Origin of the sequence: Streptomyces sp. enrichment culture (assembly GCF_964273145.1) — a bacterium.
Taxonomy (GTDB): Bacteria; Actinomycetota; Actinomycetes; order Streptomycetales; family Streptomycetaceae; genus Streptomyces.
In genome coordinates this window covers 6,294,026-6,311,664 of record NZ_OZ186873.1, presented here as the reverse complement: position 1 = coordinate 6,311,664, position 17,639 = coordinate 6,294,026, and the positions used below count along the sequence as shown (strand labels likewise).

Genomic DNA, 17,639 nt, shown 5'->3' with positions numbered 1-17,639 from the left:
ATCGTACTGGCCACTAGAGCGCGCTAGTGGGGCGCGCTCCCTCATTCGTCCCCTCCTCGTCCGTCGATCACCCCTCCGCATCCCTGCGTGTTCGCCCGTGTTCACCCCCGGGGCCTTCCGGATCGGGAGGAAGCCGCCGCGGCGCCTTTCGACGTGCCGACCGGGGGCCGGTGGCGCGCGGTCCCCGGTCAGGCACCGACGTAGGCCGCCAGGTGCTCGCCGGTGAGGGTGGAGCGGGCGGCGACGAGGTCGGCGGGGGTGCCCTCGAAGACGATCCGGCCGCCGTCGTGACCGGCACCGGGGCCGAGGTCGATGATCCAGTCGGCGTGGGCCATGACCGCCTGGTGGTGCTCGACGACGATGACCGACCTGCCGGCGTCGACGAGCCGGTCGAGCAGGCCGAGCAACTGCTCGACGTCGGCGAGGTGCAGGCCCGCGGTCGGCTCGTCGAGTACGCAGACGAGCCGGTCGCCGCCCTTCTCGGCCATGTGGGCCGCCAGCTTCAGCCGCTGCCTCTCGCCGCCGGACAGCGTGGTGAGGGGCTGGCCCAGGGAGACGTAGCCGAGCCCGACGTCGGCGAGCTGCCGGAGGATCCTGTGCGCGGCCGGGGTGCGCGCGTCCCCGGTGCCGAAGAACTCCTCCGCCTCGGTCACCGGCATCGCGAGGACCTCGCTGATGTCGCGTCCGCCGAGGCGGTACTCCAGTACGGGCGCCTGGAAGCGTTTGCCGTCGCAGTCCTCGCAGACGGTGGCGACACCGGCCATCATCGCCAGGTCGGTGTAGACCACTCCGGCGCCGTTGCAGGTGGGGCAGGCACCCTCGGAGTTGGCGCTGAACAGCGCCGGTTTGACGCCGTTGGCCTTGGCGAACGCCTTGCGGATCGGGTCCAGCAGGCCGGTGTACGTCGCCGGGTTGCTGCGTCTGGAGCCGCGGATCGGGGTCTGGTCGACCGAGACGACGCCCTCACCGGCCGGGATCGACCCGTGGATGAGCGAGCTCTTGCCGGAGCCGGCGACTCCGGTGACGACGACGAGCACGCCGAGCGGGATGTCGACGTCGACGCCCCGCAGGTTGTGCGTCGTCGCGCCGCGGATCGCAAGCCGGCCGGTGGGCGTGCGCACCGTCTTCTTGAGGTCGGCCCGGTCGTCGAGATGGCGGCCGGTGACGGTGCCGCTCGCGCGCAGCCCCTCGACGGTTCCCTCGAAGCAGACGGTGCCGCCCGCCGTGCCGGCACCGGGGCCGAGGTCGACGACGTGGTCGGCGATGGCGACGACCTCGGGCTCGTGCTCCACGACGAGCACCGTGTTGCCCTTGTCCCGCAGCCGCAGCAGCAGGTCGTTCATCCGCTGGATGTCGTGCGGGTGCAGGCCGACGGTGGGCTCGTCGAAGACGTAGGTGACGTCGGTGAGCGGGGAGCCGAGATGGCGGATCATCTTCACGCGCTGCGCCTCGCCGCCCGACAGGGTGCCCGCGGGACGGTCGAGGGAGAGGTAGCCGAGGCCGATCTCCTCGAACGAGTCGAGGGTGTGCCGGAGTTTGGCGAGCAGCGGCGCCACCGAGGGCTCGCCGAGGCCGCGGACCCATGCGGCCAGATCGCGTATCTCCATCGCGCACGCGTCGGCGATGGAGATGCCCTCGATCTTCGAGGACCGGGCGGCCTCGCTGAGGCGGGTGCCGTCGCACTCGGGACAGGTGGTGAAGGTGACCGCCCGGTCCACGAACTCCCGGATGTGCGGCTGCATCGCCTCCCGGTCCTTGGACAGGAACGACTTCCGGATCTTGGGAATGAGCCCCTCGTAGGTGAGGTTGACGCCCTCGACCTTGACCTTGGTCGGCTCCCGGTGGAGGAAGTCGTGCATCTCCTTCTCGGTGAACTCGCGGATCGGCTTGTGCGGGTCGAGGAAGCCCGACTCCGCGTAGGTCCGCACGGTCCAGAAACTGTCCGCCTTCCAGCCGGGGATGGTGAACGCTCCCCCGGCGATCGACCTGGAGTCGTCGTAGAGCCGGGTGAGGTCGATGTCGGAGACGGTGCCCCGGCCCTCGCAGCGCGTGCACATGCCGCCGGTGCGGCTGAAAGTCGCCTTCTCGGTCTTCCTGCCGCCGCGTTCGACCGTGATCGCACCGCTCGCCCGGACCGAGGGGACGTTGAAGGCGAAGGCGCTCGGCGGGCCGGCGTACGGCTGTCCGAGCCGGCTGAAGAGGATGCGCAGCATCGCGTGGACGTCGGTGACGGTGCCGACGGTGGAGCGGGGGTCGGCGCCCAACCGCTGCTGGTCGACGACGATCACGGTCGTCAGGCCGTCGAGGACGTCGACCTCGGGCCGTGCCGGGGCCGGCATGAAACCCTGCACGAAGGCGCTGTAGGTCTCGTTGACCAGCCGCTGCGACTCCGCGGCGATCGTGTCGAACACCAGCGAGCTCTTGCCGGAACCGGAGACACCGGTGAACACCGTCAGCCGGCGCTTGGGAATCTCGACACCGACGTCCTTGAGGTTGTTCTCGCGTGCGCCGTGCACGCGGATCACGTCGTGGCTGTCGGCGGTGTGCGGCGCGGGCGGCCGTGTGTCCGTGGTCGTGGCCTTGCTCATCGTCTCCCCCATCTGCCGGGCGGTTCGTCCCCGCGGTCGGTGCCGTCCTGCCGGTCGCGGGACGTAGGTTCGACGCTACGAGGCGGTGACTGGTTGTGCTTCTTCGTTCCTGATCGATTCGGCCGGCCGTCGCCACCCCGCCCCCGACTCCCGCCCGTCCGCCGCCTGTCCGCGGGCGCGGGAGGGGGCTTAGGGTCTTTCGTTTGGATCAGGTCGGATCAGGGAGCGGGACCTGGTGCCGTGCATCGCAAGGCGGAGGAGGGCGCCATGGCGAAAGCCATGGCAACCGACGACAACGCGGCGAGGCACGGCACCAGGCCCCGCGAGCCCGGCATGATCCGAACGAAAGACCCTGGTGCCGGCGGCCGGGCACCGCGGGCCCTCCTGTGCGCCGCCGTGCGTGACGGCCGCGGACCCGGGCGCGAAGTCCTCCACGTGTTCGGCCTCCCGCGTGAGGCACGGCCGCGGGACGAGCAGCGGCGAGCAGGCGCCTGAGGCGCCCGCCGCCCTGATGCGGGTGTCCGTCCCTGCCGCGTCCGCTCCCACGGCCCGTACCCGTACGGGCGGATCGCCGCGGCGCCGCGCACCGGGCCGTTGCCGACCGGTTCGGCCTCGGTGACCGGCTCCTGGCGCCGACGCGGGAAGGCGTCCGCGGAAGGGGTGGGAGCGGGTGCTCCCGCCATGGCGCGCGGGGCGGGACGGGTCCTGTCCCGGCGCGAGCGGATTACCGGTGTCTTACGGAGCGAGCGCACCGGTGTCCGGCGGGGGCCGGCACGTGTTGGCTGGGCACGTGATGGGGCCGGCCGATCGCGGTCGGCCCGCTCGTCCCTTCCAGGAGGCCTTGGTGTCCCGTGTGTCCCGTGTGTCCCGCCGTACCGTCGTGCCCGTCCTCATGGTGCTGGTGGCCGCCGCCGGTGTCGGGCTCTTCCTCCTCCAGCCCTGGACGGCGTTCACCGACACCGCGGTGGACGAGGCCCTGCCGGCCGCCTCCGGGCCGGCGACGGCGGACGGGGCCGGCGTGAAGGACGGGGAGCGGCCGGCGCCGGACGGGGGACCGGAGGATCTCGCCCGGGGCGGTTTCGTCACGCACGAGCACGCAACCCGCGGCACCGCCCGCACGGTCCGGCTCACGGACGGCAGCAGGGTACTGCGGCTGGAGGACCTCAGGACCTCCGAGGGACCGGACGTACGGGTCTACCTCTCGGCCCGGAGCGCCGCTGCGGTGAGGGAGGGGCTCGGGGACGGAGCGGTCGAACTCGGGGAGCTCAAGGGCAACAGGGGCAACCAGAACTACGCCGTTCCGGCCGGTACGGATCTGTCCGGGTTCCGCAGCGCCGTGATCTGGTGTGAGCGGTTCTCGGTCTCCTTCGGCGCCGCCGACCTCGCTCCCGTGGCAGGCTGATCCGGTGAACGCCCTGCCCGAGCCCGCCGGTGGCCCCGCCCGCCGGATCCTCCTCGTCGAGGACGACCCGACCGTCGCCGAGGTCGTCACCGGCTACCTCACCCGCGCCGGCCACCGGGTCGAGCGCGTCACCGACGGCCTCACCGCCCTGGAACGGGCGGCGGCCGTGCGACCGCGGCTGGTCGTCCTGGACCTGATGCTGCCCGGTCTGGACGGCCTGGAGGTGTGCCGCAGGCTGCGCATGGGCGGCGGGCCACCGTTGCCGGTGGTGATGCTGACCGCGCGCGGCGAGGAGGAGCACCGGATCCTCGGGCTGGAGGTCGGCGCGGACGACTACCTGACGAAACCGTTCAGCCCACGCGAACTGGTGCTGCGGGTGGCCTCCGTGCTGCGCCGCGCCGAGGCCCCGCCGCCCACCGCCCCGGCGGTCCTGCGGGCGGGTGACCTGGTCGTCGACCCGGCCGCGCGGCGGGCCGAACGCGGCGGCCGGGAACTTGCTCTGACCGGGCGCGAGTTCGACTTGCTGGCCTTTCTGCTGCGCCACCCGTTCCGGGTGTTCTCCCGCGAGGAACTGCTGCGGCACGTGTGGGGGTGGGAGTTCGGCGACACCTCCACCGTGACCGTGCACGTACGGCGGCTGCGCGAGAAGGTCGAGGACGATCCGGCCACACCGACGCTCATCAGCACGGTGTGGAGCGCCGGTTACCGATTCGACCCGCCCCGGGACGGGGCACGGGACGGGGGGCTCCGGCCGTGACCGACATGTTGGTCATCGTCGCCCTGGCGGCCCTGGGTGCCCTGCTCGCCGGGCTCCTCGCCGCTCCCGCCGTCACCCTGCTGCGGCGGCGCTCGGTCGTCCTGTCCATGTTCGCGGTCGCCGCGCTCGCCGTCGTCGCCATGGCGGCGGGCACGGTCGCGGTGGCGCTGGAGATGTTCCTGTCGGGACACGACTTCCGCGTGGTGCTCATCGTGGTCGCCGTGTCGGGGACGATCTCCCTCACCGCCGCGCTGCTGTTCGGCCGCCGGATCTCCGCCGGCAGCCGGGAACTGGCCGCGGCGGCCCTCACCGTCGGCAGCGACGCCGGCTTCGCGGCCCCGGCGGATCCGCCCACCGCCGAACTCGCCGCGCTCGCCGCCGCCTTGGAGGAGACCGGCGCGCGGCTGAGGGCGGCGCAGACCCGCGAGCGGGCGCTGGACGCCTCGCGGCGCGAGTTGATCGCCTGGATCTCGCACGACCTGCGCACCCCGCTCGCCGGGCTGCGTGCGATGGCGGAGGCCCTGGAGGACGGCATCGCCCCGGATCCCGGCCGCTACCACGCCCGCATCCGCACCGAGGCCGAGCGGCTCTCCGGCATGGTCGACGACCTCTTCGAGCTCTCCCGCATCCAGGCCGGGTCCCTGGAACTGGCCCCGACCCGGGTGTCGGTCTACGACCTGGTGGACGACGCCCTGGCCACGGCCCGGCCCCTCGCGCGGGAGCGGGGGGTGCGGCTGGTGGACGGTGGTGTCACGCCCATCCCGGTCCGGGTGGACGGCCAGGGCATCACGCGGGTGCTCGGCAACCTCCTGGTCAACGCCATCCGGGCGACGCCGGCCGACGGGACCGTCGCGGTGAGCGCGCGCCGTCGGGACGACCGGGTGGTGCTGGCGGTCGAGGACGGCTGCGGCGGCATTCCGGAACAGGACCTGCCACGCGTGTTCGACGCCGGCTGGCGCGGCGTCCAGGCCCGTACCCCGCCGTCCGGACGCACGGCCGCGACCGCGGCTACGACTACGACTACGACTACGACCGCAGCGAGCTTCGCGCCCGCCGCGGGGCAGCGGCGGCACGGGGACACCGGCGCGGGGCTCGGGCTTGCGATCGTGCGCGGCATCGTCGAGGCCCACGCGGGCCACGCCTCGGTGCACAACGCCGCGGCGGGCTGCCGCTTCGAGATCACCCTCCCGGCGGCCGACGCCCGTCCGCCGGAACGGACGGGCTGACGGGACGACGGACGGGGAGGGGCGCGGTGCTCCCCTCGCACACCCGGTGACCGCTCCCGGACCGCCGCGCCGCGCCGCGTCGGCACCGTGTGCGCCGGACGCCGGGCACCGGGCGGGGACGAGTCGCGGGACCGCCGGTCTCAGCCGGAGACGATCCGCAGGACCGCCGCGCCGTCACCGCCCGGCTCCAGGTGGATCACCACCGCTCCGGCCCGTCCGCGCGGCGGCGTTCCCGTCGGCCCGCAGAAGCCGGTGCCGCCGCCGGGCGTGAGGACGGCGGTGCAGCCGTTGCCCGCCCCGCTCGTCTCCCCGGAGACCTCCCCGCCGCCCGCGCCGGTCGCCGTGTAGCCGATCCCGTTCCGCCCGACCTCGGTCACGGACAGCTTCACCTGGCCGGCCGGGCCCTCGAAGCGGACCGTCACCGGCTCGGTCACCAGCACTTCGCACCTTCCGTCCTCGCAGGCCCGGATGTCGTCGCCGTCCGAGGCCGTGACGGAGGGGGACGGGCTCGCGGCGGGGGGCGCACTGCTCGCGGAGCGGCCGTCCGGGCGGGAGGGTGCCGGGCTGGCGCCGGACGACTCGCCGGAGCCGCCGCACCCGGCCGCGGTCAGTGCGAGGAGCGCCAGCAGCGCCGCGCCCCCCGCCGCCGGTCCGCCGCGTCCCGCGCGCCTCCTCCACCTGGTACGTCCGGTCCGGTCCTTCGCGGCGGGTGTGGTCATGAGGATGCGGTCCTTCGCGTCCGGGGCCGGCGGGGATGGGGAGTTTACGCGGCGCCGCCGCACCGGGCCGCCGCCCGTTCGGGTGCTTTCCCGTGCTCATTCACCCACTTGATCGCTCAAAGGAGCGAGGGGTTAGCATATGAGCGCCGCCTAGCTCGAAAGAGATACCCGTGACTGTCAACGACGACTCGTTCACCAACTGGAAGTGCCGCGAGGAGATCGCGGAGTCGATGATCCCGATGATCGGGAAGCTGCACCGCGAGCGGGACGTCACGGTCCTGCTGCACAGCCGTTCCCTGGTGAACAAGTCGGTGGTCAGCATCCTCAAGACCCACCGATTCGCCCGTCAGATCGCCGGTGCGGAGCTCTCGGTCACCGAGACCCTGCCGTTCCTCCAGGCTCTCACCACGCTCGACCTCGGCCCGTCCCAGATCGACATCGGCATGCTCGCCGCGACCTACAAGGCCGACGACCGCGGCCTTTCGGTGGCGGAGTTCACCGCCGAGGCCGTGGCCGGTGCCACGGGCACCAACAAGATCGCACGCCGTGAGCCGCGCGACGTCGTCCTCTACGGGTTCGGCCGCATCGGCCGCCTCCTGGCCCGCCTGCTCATCGAGAAGACCGGCTCCGGCAACGGACTGCGGCTGCGCGCCATCGTCGTCCGCGACAGCGGCAGCCAGGACATCGTCAAGCGGGCCTCGCTGCTGCGCCGGGACTCCATCCACGGCCAGTTCCAGGGCACGATCACCGTCGACGAGGCGAACAGCAAGATCATCGCCAACGGCAACGAGATCCGCGTCATCCACGCGGACGACCCGACGACGGTGGACTACACGGCGTACGGCATCAAGAACGCCATCCTCATCGACAACACCGGCAGGTGGCGCGACCGCGAGGGCCTGTCGAAGCACCTGCGCCCCGGCATCGACAAGGTCGTCCTGACCGCGCCGGGCAAGGGCGACGTCCCCAACATCGTGCACGGCGTCAACCACGACACCATCAAGCCGGACGAGCAGATCCTGTCCTGCGCCTCCTGCACCACCAACGCGATCGTCCCGCCACTGAAGGCGATGGCGGACGAGTACGGCGTGGTGCGCGGCCACGTGGAGACCGTCCACTCGTTCACCAACGACCAGAACCTGCTGGACAACTACCACAAGTCGGACCGGCGCGGGCGCTCGGCGCCGCTCAACATGGTCATCACCGAGACCGGTGCCGCCTCCGCCGTCGCCAAGGCGCTGCCCGACCTGAAGGCGAAGATCACCGGCAGTTCCATCCGCGTCCCGGTGCCGGACGTCTCGATCGCGATCCTCAACCTCCAACTGGCCCGCGAGACCACCCGCGAGGAGGTCCTCGACCACCTGCGCGAGGTGTCGCTGACCTCGCCGCTCAAGCGCCAGATCGACTTCATCAGCGCTCCCGACGCGGTCTCCAGCGACTTCATCGGCTCGCGCCACGCCTCGATCGTGGACGCGGGCGCCACCAAGGTCGAGGGCGACAACGCCATCCTCTACCTCTGGTACGACAACGAGTTCGGCTACTCCTGCCAGGTCGTCCGCGTGGTGCAGCACGTCTCGGGCGTGGAGTACCCGACCTACCCGGCCCCGGCGGTCTGATCGGCCGGACGGTCCGCGCGGCCGCGTGGACCGCGGGCGGGGCGTCGGCACCGGTCGCCGTCCCGCCCGTTTCCGCCGCCCTTCCCCTCCTCCCCGGCTCCGTTCCGGGGCCCCCGGACTTCCCCCCGGCTTCCCCGGGGTCTTCCCGGGCGCGCGGACCGTCGTGGCGGCGCGCGAGGGGAGGCGTGGGGGGCGAGGATCGGTGGATGGGTGTCGTACTGCCGGTCCTCCTCGCGTGCGTGGCCGCGTTCAGCAACGCGCTGGCCACCGTGTTGCAGCGGCGCGCCGCGCTGAGCGTGCCGCAGGCCCGGGGGCTGCGCCCGGGCCTGGTGCTGGATCTGCTGCGGCGGCCGGTCTGGCTGGCCGGGATGCTGGCGGTGGCCGTCGCCGGCGCGGGCCAGGCGGCGGCGCTCGCGACCGGTCCCCTCTCCCTCGTCCAGCCGCTGTTCGTGCTGGAACTTCCGCTGGCGCTGCTGCTGGCCTCGTGGATGACGGGGCGCCGGCTGCCGGGGACGCTGTGGGTCGCCGTGGCCGCGGTGGTCGCCGGACTCGGCCTGGCGCTGACGTCGGCCGCGCCCTCCGGCGGGGTCACCGAAGTCTCCCTCGCCCGCTGGGTACCGGTCCTGGCGGCCTGCGGAGCGGCGGTCCTCCTGCTGGCCGGGGCGGGGCTGAGGCGTCCCGTCGGCAAGGCCCGCGCCGGCTGCCTCGGCGCGGCCACCGCCGTCTGCTACGCGCTGACGGCCGGTCTGGTCAAGGACTCCATGCGCGCCCTGGACACCGACGGCGTCGTCGGCTTCCTGACGGCGTGGCAGACGTACGGGTTCGCCGCGGCCGGAGCCGGTGCCGTGCTCCTGCTGGAGCACGCCCTGCAGGGCGGCCCGCTCATCGCCTCCCAGCCGGCCCTGTCGCTGGGGGACGCGACGGTGAGCCTGCTGCTCGGCCTGCTCCTGTACCGGGAGGACGTCCGTACCGGCTGGTGGATCCTGCCGCAGGCGACCGGCGTCGCCCTGGTCGCCATGGGTGTGGTCACCCTGGCCCGGCGCGGGATCGACCTGCGGACCGGCCGGTGACCACGCCGGGGAACAGCGTGCCGGCGGGCCGGAGGCGCGCGCTTGCGGGGCGTCGCCCCGTGCGGGTGGTGCGGTGCCGGGCGCGGCCGCAGCCCCGGAACGGACACGAGCCCCGAAGAAGGCGGGCGGGAACAGACACGGGCGGAGTCGGCGGGAGGACGAGGGTCACGCCGTGCGACCTCGCCCCGCTCGCGGCGGCCCTCGCCGCGGCGCCGGCCGCGTCGCCGGGCGGACGGCCGGCGCCGCAGCGGACGGCGCACCAGCAGGCGCCGGACCCGGTGCTCCTCGACTGCCGGGGGCGGCACCCGCCGCCGGCCCGGCGGACGGCTGATCCGCGGGCCGTGCGCCGGCCGCCCGTCCGGGGATCGTGGCCCCGGGCCGCCCGGAACACCTCGGCCGGCTCGGCGCACCGGGACGGCGCCCGCCGGTCACCGGGTGCGCAGCGGGGGCACGGCGGGCACCTCGGTGGCCGTGGCGATGTCGTGTTCCGTCAGGCGGAACCGGACGGGGTAGTCCTCGCGGCGGCTGCGCCGGGACGGTTCGGTGGTGCGCCACATGTAGAGGCAGCGGGCGCACTGGAGCACCTGCCAGACGCCGGGCTGCGGGGAGTGGGCGACGGTAGAGACGCCGGCGTCCGCGCAGCGCGGGCAGATCGGGGAGGCGCCGGGGGCCTCGGAGCGGTCGCTGTCACTGGAGTGCATGGGGTGGTTCCTTTCCTGGACGGGCCTTGGGCGGGGTGAGGGCGGCAGCGGGGCGGGCGGTCAGCGCTCCGCGAGCAGGGAGCGCAGTCGGGCGGTCCACTCGGCGGTCTCGGGCAGGTCCTTGGCGGGGGTGCCGAAGTTGCCGCGGACGTCGGGGGCGACGGGCGTCGTGGCATCGATGATCATCTTGCTGGTGACGCCGGCCGGCTGGGAGGCGGGGGCGAGTTCCACCACCGACAGGTTCGGGATGACGACGACGTCCTCCTTGGGGTTCACCTTGGCCGACTGGGCCCACATCACCTGGGGCAGGTCGAAGGGGTCGACGTCCTCGTCGACGACGATGACCTGGGTGACGTAGCCGAGACCGTGCGGGGTGGTCATGGCGCGCATGCCGACCGCCTTGGCGAAGCCGCCGTACCGCTTGGCGGTGGAGATGATGACCAGCAGCCCGTGGGTGTACATCGCGTTGACGGCCCGCACCTCGGGGAACTCGGCGCGCAGCTGCTTCAGCAGCGGCACGCAGGTGTTGGGGCCGACGAGGTAGTCGCACTCGGTCCAGGGCATGCCGAGGTAGAGGGACTCGAAGACCGGGTGGGTGCGGTAGGAGACGCGCTCGATGCGGATGACGGGCATCCGACGGCCGCCGGAGTAGTGGCCGGTGAACTCGCCGAAGGGGCCCTCGATCTGCCGCACCCGCGACTCGACGACGCCCTCGATCACGACCTCGGCGCCCCAGGGGACGTCCAGGCCGGTGTGGGGGGCGGTGGCGATCGGCATGGGAGCGCCGCGCAGGGCGCCCGCCATCTCGTACTCGGACTGGTCGTAACGCAGGGGCATCCCGGCGACGATCGGGACGATCGGGTCGTTGCCGAGGGTGATCGCCACCGGCAGGTCCTGGCCGCGTTCCTCCGCCGTGCGCAGGTGCTGGGCGATGTCGTGCACCGGGACCGGCTGGAGGGCGAGGCGGTTGCGGCCGACGACCTGCATGCGGTACGTGCCGAGGTTCTGCTTGCCGAAGTGGTCCGGATCGTCGGGGTCGCGGGAGACGACGGCGGCCTTGTCCAGGTAGAAGCCGCCGTCGCCGTCGTTGAGGCGGAACAGGGGGAGGATGTCGAACAGATCGATGTCGTCGCCGGTGACGGTGTTCTCCCGCCAGGGGGCGTCCTCGCGGCGCTCGGGCGGGACGGGGAAGGCGTCCCAGCGGCGGGCGAACTCCTCGACCTGGTCGCGGGTGGAGGTCTCCTTGGGCAGGCCGAGGGCGAGGGCGTGGTTGCGCCAGGAGCCGTGCACGTTCATCGCGATCCGCGCGTCGGTGAAGCCCTTGACCCGGTCGAACCAGAGGGCGGGGGCGCCCTCGCCGATCCGCCCGGCGGCGTTGGCCGCGGCGGCGAGGTCCGGTTCCGGGAGCACCTCGTCGGTGATGCGCAGCAGCTGGCCCTCCTTCTCCAGGGTGTTCAGGAAGGACCGCAGATCGTCGTAGGGCACGGATGTCTCCTCATGTACGTCGTGAAGGGGGGAGGGTGGAGGGGAACGGCGCGGGGGCGGGCCGTCAGGAGCCGGCGTCCCGCGGGCCGTCGAGCCGCGCCGCCCGCAGGCCGGACCAGCGCTCGGCCGCGGGGGCGGGCAGGTCGAGCTGGTCGAGGACGCGGGTGGTGATGTGGTCGACGATGTCGTCGACGGTGCGGGGGTGGTTGTAGAAGGCGGGCATGGGCGGCACGATGCGCACGCCCATCCGGGCCAGGGCGAGCATGTTCTCCAGGTGGATCTCGCTCAGCGGCGTCTCCCGCGGCACCAGCACCAGCGGCCGGCGCTCCTTGAGGGTGACGTCGGCGGCCCGGCCCACCAGGCCGTCGGCGTAACCGGCGCGGATGCCGGCCAGCGTCTTCATGGAGCACGGGACGACCACCATCCCGTCCGTGCGGAAGGATCCGGAGGAGATGGTGGCGCCCTGGTCCCCGGCGGGGTGCGTCACGTCGGCCAGCGCGCCGATCTCCCGCAGGGTGCGGCCGGTCTCCAGCTCGGCGGTGGCCCGCGCCCAGCGGCTCATCACCAGGTGCGTCTCCACGTCCGGCAGCTCGGCCAGCCGCTCCAGCAGCCGCACCGCGAACACGGCCCCGGTGGCCCCCGTCATCCCCACGATCAATCGCACGGTCGCACCTGCTCCTTTTCGGTCATCGCGGCACCGTCTGCATCTCTCACGCTAGGAAGCGACCTGCGTGGACCGGCGGTAAGCTCGGGACACACCATGGGGAATTCCGGACAGAAACGAGAGCCGGGCCGAGCGGGCTGCCGCCTCGGCGGACGGGCGGGACGGCCCGGCGCGGCCGGTGCCGCCGCGATCACCGACGTCGCCTACCGGCCCTCGCTGAGCGCTCCGATCGGCATGGACGTCGTCGGATTCGAGGAGGTGCGCGACCGGGCGCGGCGCCGGGGCATCGACCTGTCCGGTCCGCAGCGGCCGGACTTCCACCACCTCATCCACCTCGCCCCGCACTCGCCGCCGCTCCCCCACACCGTCGACTTCTCCCGTCACGTCGTCCCGCCGGGCGGCTGGCTGTGGGTGCGGCCGGGCCAGGTCCACCAGTACGCGGCCGAACCCGACGGGCCGCTCACCCGGGCCCGCGGCGTCATGGTGATCTGGCGGCCCGGCTTCGTGACCGAGGACCCGCCGCACACCGAGGGACCGGTGGTGCCGGCCGGCACGCACGCACGGCTGGTCCGCCTGGCCCTCGACCACCTCGTAGCCGAGTACGACGACCTGGGCGCGCTCCCGCTCGAAGCGCACAACAGGGCACTGCGGATGCTGTTGTCGGTACTGCTGCTGCGGCTGGCCCGCGCCTGCCCGCCGGCCGCCGGCGGCACGGCGCCGCCCGACGGCCCCTTCCGGCGGTTCGGCGCGGCCGTGGAACGCGACTTCGCCCGCACCCGCCGGGTCGCCGACTACGCCGCCGCACTCGGTTACAGCACGCGCACCCTCACCCGTGCCGTCAAGGCCGCCACCGGGACCACGGCGAAGGCGTACCTGGACGCGCGGATCGTCCTGGAGGCCAAACGTCTGCTGGTGCACACCGACGCCACCGCCGCGGACATCGCGCGCCGGCTGGGCTTCGACGATCCCAGCGACTTCGGCGCGTTCTTCCGCAAGCACGACGGCCGCACCCCGCTCGCCTTCCGCGCGGCGGCGCGCGGCACGACGGCCGGGGACGGAAGCGGAAATTAGGGACGGGGGCGGGGGCGGTATCCGGCCGGGCGGCGGCTGACACGCGCCGTTCCGCCGCCCAGCGGCACGGCACGCCCGCGTTGTTCGCCTCCGCGAGCCCTCCCGGCCACCGGGAGGCCCTCGTTCCGTCCCACGCCCTCCGCAAGATCACCGGTTGTCGTTTGTCATGTCTTCGACCTTAGGAGCACCGACGTGAGCGGACACCGTCTACGGCCGTGGGCCGTCTGCGCCCTCGCCGTCGCCGCCGTCCTGCCCGGGACACCGGCCGCGGCCCGGGACCAGGGGAGCCTGCCGGAGGTGCGTCCGCGGGCCGAGACGCCCGCCCTGTACGACGACGAGGCGGGCGGCAACGCCGACGCCGACGACCCCGCCATCTGGCGCAACGCCGCCGATCCCGACCGCAGTCTCGTCGTCGCCACGGCCAAGGAGGGCGGGCTGCGCGTCTACGACCTCGACGCGCGGCTGGTGCAGTCGGTCCCCGCTCCCCCCGCCCCGGGACCCGACGACGCGCCCGGCCGGTTCAACAACGTCGACCTGGTTCACGGTCTGAAGCTGAGCACCGGCCGCGCCGACGTCGCGGTCACCACCGACCGGGGCGGCGACCGCCTGCGCTTCTACCGCATCGACCCGTCCCGGTCCGGCCGGCCGCTCACGGACGTCACCGACCCGGCGGCCGCGCCGCCGGTGTTCTCCGCCGGCCAGGAGGAGATCGACGAGCAGCGCACCGCGTACGGCCTGGCGACCTGGACGGACCGGGCGACCGGCCGCTCCTACGCGCTGGTCAGCCGCCGCGAGCGCACCACGGTCGCGCTGCTGGAGCTGGTCCCCACCGCGTCCGGGGGCGTCGGCTACCGCACCGTCCGCTCCCTGGACCTGCCCGCCTCCTTCCGGCTGCCCGACGGCACCTCCTGGTCGCCGTGCGGCGAGCCCGGCGAGCTGCCGCAGGTGGAGGGCATGGTCGTCGACCCGGCGAACGGCACGCTGTACGCGGGCCAGGAGGACGTCGGCATCTGGCGGCTGCGCGCCGACCTCACCGGCACGCCCCGGCTCGTGGACAAGGTGCGGGAGTACGGCGTCCGGGCCGTGTACGACGAGGCCACGGAGGAGTGCGTTGCCGGTGACGACCCCGGCTACGGCGGGACCCGGCTGTCCGCCGACGTCGAAGGGCTGACGCTGCTTCAGGAGCCCGACGGGGACGGTCTGCTGCTGGCCTCCAGCCAGGGCGACGACACCTTCGCCGCCTACGACCGCGAGGTGGGCGACGACAACGAGTACGAGGGCGGCTTCCGCGTCGCCGCCGCCTCGCCGTCCCTGGACGGCTCCGAGGAGTGCGACGGCGCGGCGGTGCTCGCCGAACCGCTGGGCTCCCGCTTCCCCGACGGTCTGCTGGTCGTGCAGGACGGCCACGACGCTCCGGAGGACGGTGGGCGGGCCGCCACGAACTTCAAGTTCGTCGACCTCGGCGACGTCACGGGCGCTCTCGACGACTGACGGCGGCCCCACCGCCGCGGGAGCGGGCGGCCCGGTGCCCGTTCAGTGGCCCGGGCCGCAGCAACCGTCCGCGGTGCCGGCGTCGCCGGAGGAGGCGGCGGTGTCGAGGCGGCACAGGCAGGAGGCCGTGACCGGTACGTCCGCCAGGGCGGCGGCGAGCCTCAGCTGCTGCCCGACGATCCGCGCCTCGCCCGCCCGGCCCAGGCGCAGGAGGCATTCGTGGAGCCCGTGGAGCGCCCAGACGTTGCCGGGGTGCTGGAGGGCGCGCGGCAGGGTGTCGTCCAGCCCGAGGTCGGCCCGGTAGACCGCCTCGGCCTCCGCGACGCGCCCCTGTTCCAGCAGCAGGGCGCCGTAGGCGTGCCGGGTGGGCTGCATCCAGCCCCACGGTTCGTCGTAGGGGAGGGTGTCGTCCAGCTCGACGGCCCGCCGGAGGGAGGCGAAGGCGGTGTCGTGGTCGCCCTTGCGGTACTCCAGTTCGCCGTCGAGCATCGCCGCGGCGATCGCCAGGATGTCGGCGCAGGTGTTGTTGAACAGGGTGCGGCTCGCCGGGACGCGGGCGACGGCCGCGCGGAACGCCTCCCGTTCGGCCTCGGCCCCGCTGATCCGGCCGGTCGCGCAGAGCGCGACGCCGCGCGCGTAGTGCAGCATCGCGGTCGTCACGCAGTACAGCTCGCGGTCGGCGGGCAGCGGCAGGCGCAGGACGTCCGCCCAGCGGCCGAACCGGATCAGCACGTGCACCCGCATGGCGAGGAAGCCCTCGAGCCAGTCGGCCATCGGCGGGCTCCGGACCCGCAGGAGTTCCTCGGGGACGGCCGCCTCCAGCCGGGCGGCGGCGTCCAGGGCGGTGCGGTACCGGCCGAGGAACATCGCGCCGTAGATCTTGAAGTGGTGGTTGTGCGCCCGGTACAGGGTGTAGAAGTTCATCGCGCCGGCCCGCGTCCGGTATTTCTCGTCGGCGGCGATCGCCGCGTCGTTGTCGGCCACCACGCGCCGGTAGTCTCCGCAGAGCACCTCCAGGTGGGAGGGCATGTGGTGGAGGTGGCCGGCGTCGGGGACCAGGCCGCGCAGCCGGTCGGCGACGGTCAGGGCCGCCTCGGGGGTGGCGGACGTCTCCATCAGGTGGACGTACAGGTGCAGGACGCCCGGGTGCCGCCGGCCGGCCTCGCCGGCGAGGGCGCGGTCGAGGACCTCCTTGGCCTCGAGGGTGCGGGCGCCCTCGGCCGGCCGGCCCGTGCGCAGGTCCCACAGCCGCCAGGGCGTCAGGTTCATCAGGGCGTCGGCGTGGAGGGCGGCGACGTCCGGGTCGTCGGGGGCCAGGTCGTAGGCGGCGCGCATGCCGTCGGCGTAGGAGGCGTTCCAGGCGGAGCAGTCGGCGGCGGCGCGTGCCTGCGGGTAGCGGGCGCGCAGCGCTCCGATCAGGGCGCGCTCCACGGGGGTGGCGCCGGCCGCCAGGCCGTGGGCGCGTTCGACGGCGGCGTGGGCGCGGTCCACGGTCCGTGTCAGCTCCCGGCCGTCGAACGCCTCCCAGGGCTTGTTGTAGTTGGGCCCGAGGGCGTAGGCGATGCCCCAGTGGGCCATGGCGCAGCCGGGGTCCGCCGCGGCGGCGGCCTCGAAGCAGGAGACGGCCTCCTCGTGGTGGAAGGCGTACGTCCACACCAGTCCGCGGTCGAACCAGGTCTGCGCCCGCGGGGAGGAGGTCGTCACGGGGCGGCCGTGGGCGCCGAGGTCGTAGTAGCCGTCGCCGTCCGTGCCGTTGGTGTCGTCCATGGTCGCCTTCTGAACGTGCCGCTGCCGCCCGGGGACTCCACCGTCCCACGGACGTCCTCGGCCCGCATCACGCCACGGGGCCGCGTTCCGGCACGCCCGGTGGTGCGGCCGGGAGGGCGCGCTGCCTCGGCCCGCCGCCGTCCGCCCCCGCCGGACGCGCCGGTCCGGCGGGGGCGGGCCGGGTTCAGCGGAAGTTCACGTCACTGCACAGGAAGTACGTCTGGTCCATGTGCGACGCCTGCCAGATCGTGTAGACCACGTGCCGGCCGCTGCGGCCGGAGGTGCTCACGGGGATCTCGTAGTTCTGACTGGGGGCGTACTTGCCGGTGCGGGCGACGAGCTGGAGGTCGTTCCAGGTCAGGGGCTGGGTGGCGGGGTTGAAGCCCTGCTTGGTGACGTAGACCAGGAAGTAGTCCGCGCCATGGCTGGCCTGGTCGTACAGCTTGACGGTGAAGTTGCTGCCGACGTCGGTCGTCTTCCACGGGCCGACGGCGTCCAGGGAGTTGTACCGGCCGCCCTCGGTCCGGCCGCCGCTGCACAGCTGGCCGTTGGGGACGACAGCCTGGAAGTTGCCGCCGGAGCCGTTGCGGTACAGGCCGTTCCAGTTCCACATGGCGTTCGGGTTGGCCTGCCACGCCTGCCAGCACATGGGGTCCTGCTGCTGCATGGCCGGGTTCTGGTGGTCGCTGCCCCAGCGCAGCCAGCAGCCGTAGTTGCGGGAGGCCGGGTCGACGACCGAGCCGTGGGCGACGGCGGTACCGCTCCAGGGGATGAGGCACAGCAGGGCCGCGGTGAGCACGCTCAGGGCGAGGGACACCCGGCGCCGCACGCCTTTGACGCGATCATGACAAAGCATGGTCTTCTTCTTCCGATGAGGGGACACAGTGCATTGGGAGCGCTCCCAATGCACAGGCTGCGTGCCGGGAAACGGAGCGGCAACACGCGATTGCGTCACTTCCGCACCGATGATGGCGCGTTCGATGCGTTCGACGCGCCGGATGCGTGCGATCCACCGCCGCGCCCCGGACGGAGGGGACGGCGGTGTCGCAGCGCCCCCTCCACCCGTCGGGCTTCCGCTCGCG

Annotated in this window: 14 protein-coding genes; 7 read left to right on the top strand and 7 right to left on the bottom strand. The window is 73.6% G+C overall.

Annotated features, from left to right (window positions below; all coding sequences use genetic code 11):
* Positions 1–188 precede the first annotated feature (188 nt).
* Positions 189–2,588, bottom strand: a complete 2,400-nt coding sequence (locus ACSU6Z_RS27990) for an ATP-binding cassette domain-containing protein (protein WP_437049820.1) — start codon at positions 2,586–2,588, stop codon at positions 189–191.
* 844 nt (positions 2,589–3,432) lie between these two features.
* Between ACSU6Z_RS27990 and ACSU6Z_RS27985 the strand changes: the two genes are divergently transcribed.
* From ACSU6Z_RS27985 to ACSU6Z_RS27975, 3 genes are read left to right on the top strand one after another with little or no spacing between them, the layout of a single operon-like run.
* Positions 3,433–3,990, top strand: a complete 558-nt coding sequence (locus ACSU6Z_RS27985) for a DM13 domain-containing protein (RefSeq protein WP_437049818.1) — start codon at positions 3,433–3,435, stop codon at positions 3,988–3,990.
* A 4-nt stretch (positions 3,991–3,994) separates the two neighbouring features.
* Positions 3,995–4,747, top strand: coding sequence for a response regulator transcription factor (locus ACSU6Z_RS27980; RefSeq protein ID WP_437049816.1), 753 nt, complete (start codon positions 3,995–3,997; stop codon positions 4,745–4,747).
* Positions 4,744–5,973, top strand: a complete 1,230-nt coding sequence (locus ACSU6Z_RS27975; RefSeq protein WP_437049815.1) for a sensor histidine kinase — start codon at positions 4,744–4,746, stop codon at positions 5,971–5,973. Before ACSU6Z_RS27980 ends, ACSU6Z_RS27975 begins: the two co-directional genes overlap by 4 nt.
* A gap of 140 nt (positions 5,974–6,113) precedes the next feature.
* On the opposite strand, the gene ACSU6Z_RS27970 is transcribed toward ACSU6Z_RS27975, so the two are convergent.
* Positions 6,114–6,692 (bottom strand): hypothetical protein, encoded by a 579-nt coding sequence (locus ACSU6Z_RS27970; protein ID WP_437049813.1) that lies wholly within the window; start codon positions 6,690–6,692, stop codon positions 6,114–6,116.
* 170 nt (positions 6,693–6,862) lie between these two features.
* Here ACSU6Z_RS27970 and ACSU6Z_RS27965 point away from each other — a divergent pair, with 170 nt between their 5' ends.
* Positions 6,863–8,308, top strand: coding sequence for a glyceraldehyde-3-phosphate dehydrogenase (locus ACSU6Z_RS27965; protein WP_437049812.1), 1,446 nt, complete (start codon positions 6,863–6,865; stop codon positions 8,306–8,308).
* A 206-nt stretch (positions 8,309–8,514) separates the two neighbouring features.
* Entirely contained in the window at positions 8,515–9,378 is an 864-nt protein-coding gene (locus ACSU6Z_RS27960) for a DMT family transporter (RefSeq protein ID WP_437049810.1), read from the top strand.
* A gap of 428 nt (positions 9,379–9,806) precedes the next feature.
* Here ACSU6Z_RS27960 and ACSU6Z_RS27955 read toward each other — a convergent pair whose 3' ends face one another.
* The 3 genes from ACSU6Z_RS27955 to ACSU6Z_RS27945 all read right to left on the bottom strand — a co-directional run bounded on the left by ACSU6Z_RS27955 (position 9,807) and on the right by ACSU6Z_RS27945 (position 12,228).
* Positions 9,807–10,079, bottom strand: a complete 273-nt coding sequence (locus ACSU6Z_RS27955) for a non-oxidative hydroxyarylic acid decarboxylases subunit D (RefSeq protein WP_437049808.1) — start codon at positions 10,077–10,079, stop codon at positions 9,807–9,809.
* 60 nt (positions 10,080–10,139) lie between these two features.
* Positions 10,140–11,564: a non-oxidative hydroxyarylic acid decarboxylases subunit C gene (locus ACSU6Z_RS27950; protein WP_437049806.1), complete on the bottom strand. Its 1,425-nt coding sequence runs from the start codon at positions 11,562–11,564 to the stop codon at positions 10,140–10,142.
* A 64-nt stretch (positions 11,565–11,628) separates the two neighbouring features.
* Positions 11,629–12,228 (bottom strand): non-oxidative hydroxyarylic acid decarboxylases subunit B, encoded by a 600-nt coding sequence (locus tag ACSU6Z_RS27945; RefSeq protein ID WP_437049804.1) that lies wholly within the window; start codon positions 12,226–12,228, stop codon positions 11,629–11,631.
* A gap of 96 nt (positions 12,229–12,324) precedes the next feature.
* On the opposite strand from ACSU6Z_RS27945, the gene ACSU6Z_RS27940 reads away from it, so the two are divergent.
* Both ACSU6Z_RS27940 and ACSU6Z_RS27935 read left to right on the top strand, forming a co-directional pair.
* A complete protein-coding gene (locus ACSU6Z_RS27940; protein ID WP_437049802.1) occupies positions 12,325–13,299 on the top strand; it encodes a helix-turn-helix domain-containing protein in 975 nt (324 codons plus the stop codon).
* A gap of 249 nt (positions 13,300–13,548) precedes the next feature.
* Entirely contained in the window at positions 13,549–14,790 is a 1,242-nt protein-coding gene (locus ACSU6Z_RS27935; RefSeq protein ID WP_437050515.1) for a phytase, read from the top strand.
* A 42-nt stretch (positions 14,791–14,832) separates the two neighbouring features.
* Here the strand turns inward: ACSU6Z_RS27935 and ACSU6Z_RS27930 are convergent, their stop codons facing one another.
* Both ACSU6Z_RS27930 and ACSU6Z_RS27925 read right to left on the bottom strand, forming a co-directional pair.
* A complete protein-coding gene (locus tag ACSU6Z_RS27930; RefSeq protein WP_437049801.1) occupies positions 14,833–16,557 on the bottom strand; it encodes a hypothetical protein in 1,725 nt (574 codons plus the stop codon).
* 184 nt (positions 16,558–16,741) lie between these two features.
* Positions 16,742–17,413: a lytic polysaccharide monooxygenase auxiliary activity family 9 protein gene (locus tag ACSU6Z_RS27925; RefSeq protein WP_437049800.1), complete on the bottom strand. Its 672-nt coding sequence runs from the start codon at positions 17,411–17,413 to the stop codon at positions 16,742–16,744.
* Between the last annotated feature and the right edge of the window lie 226 nt (positions 17,414–17,639).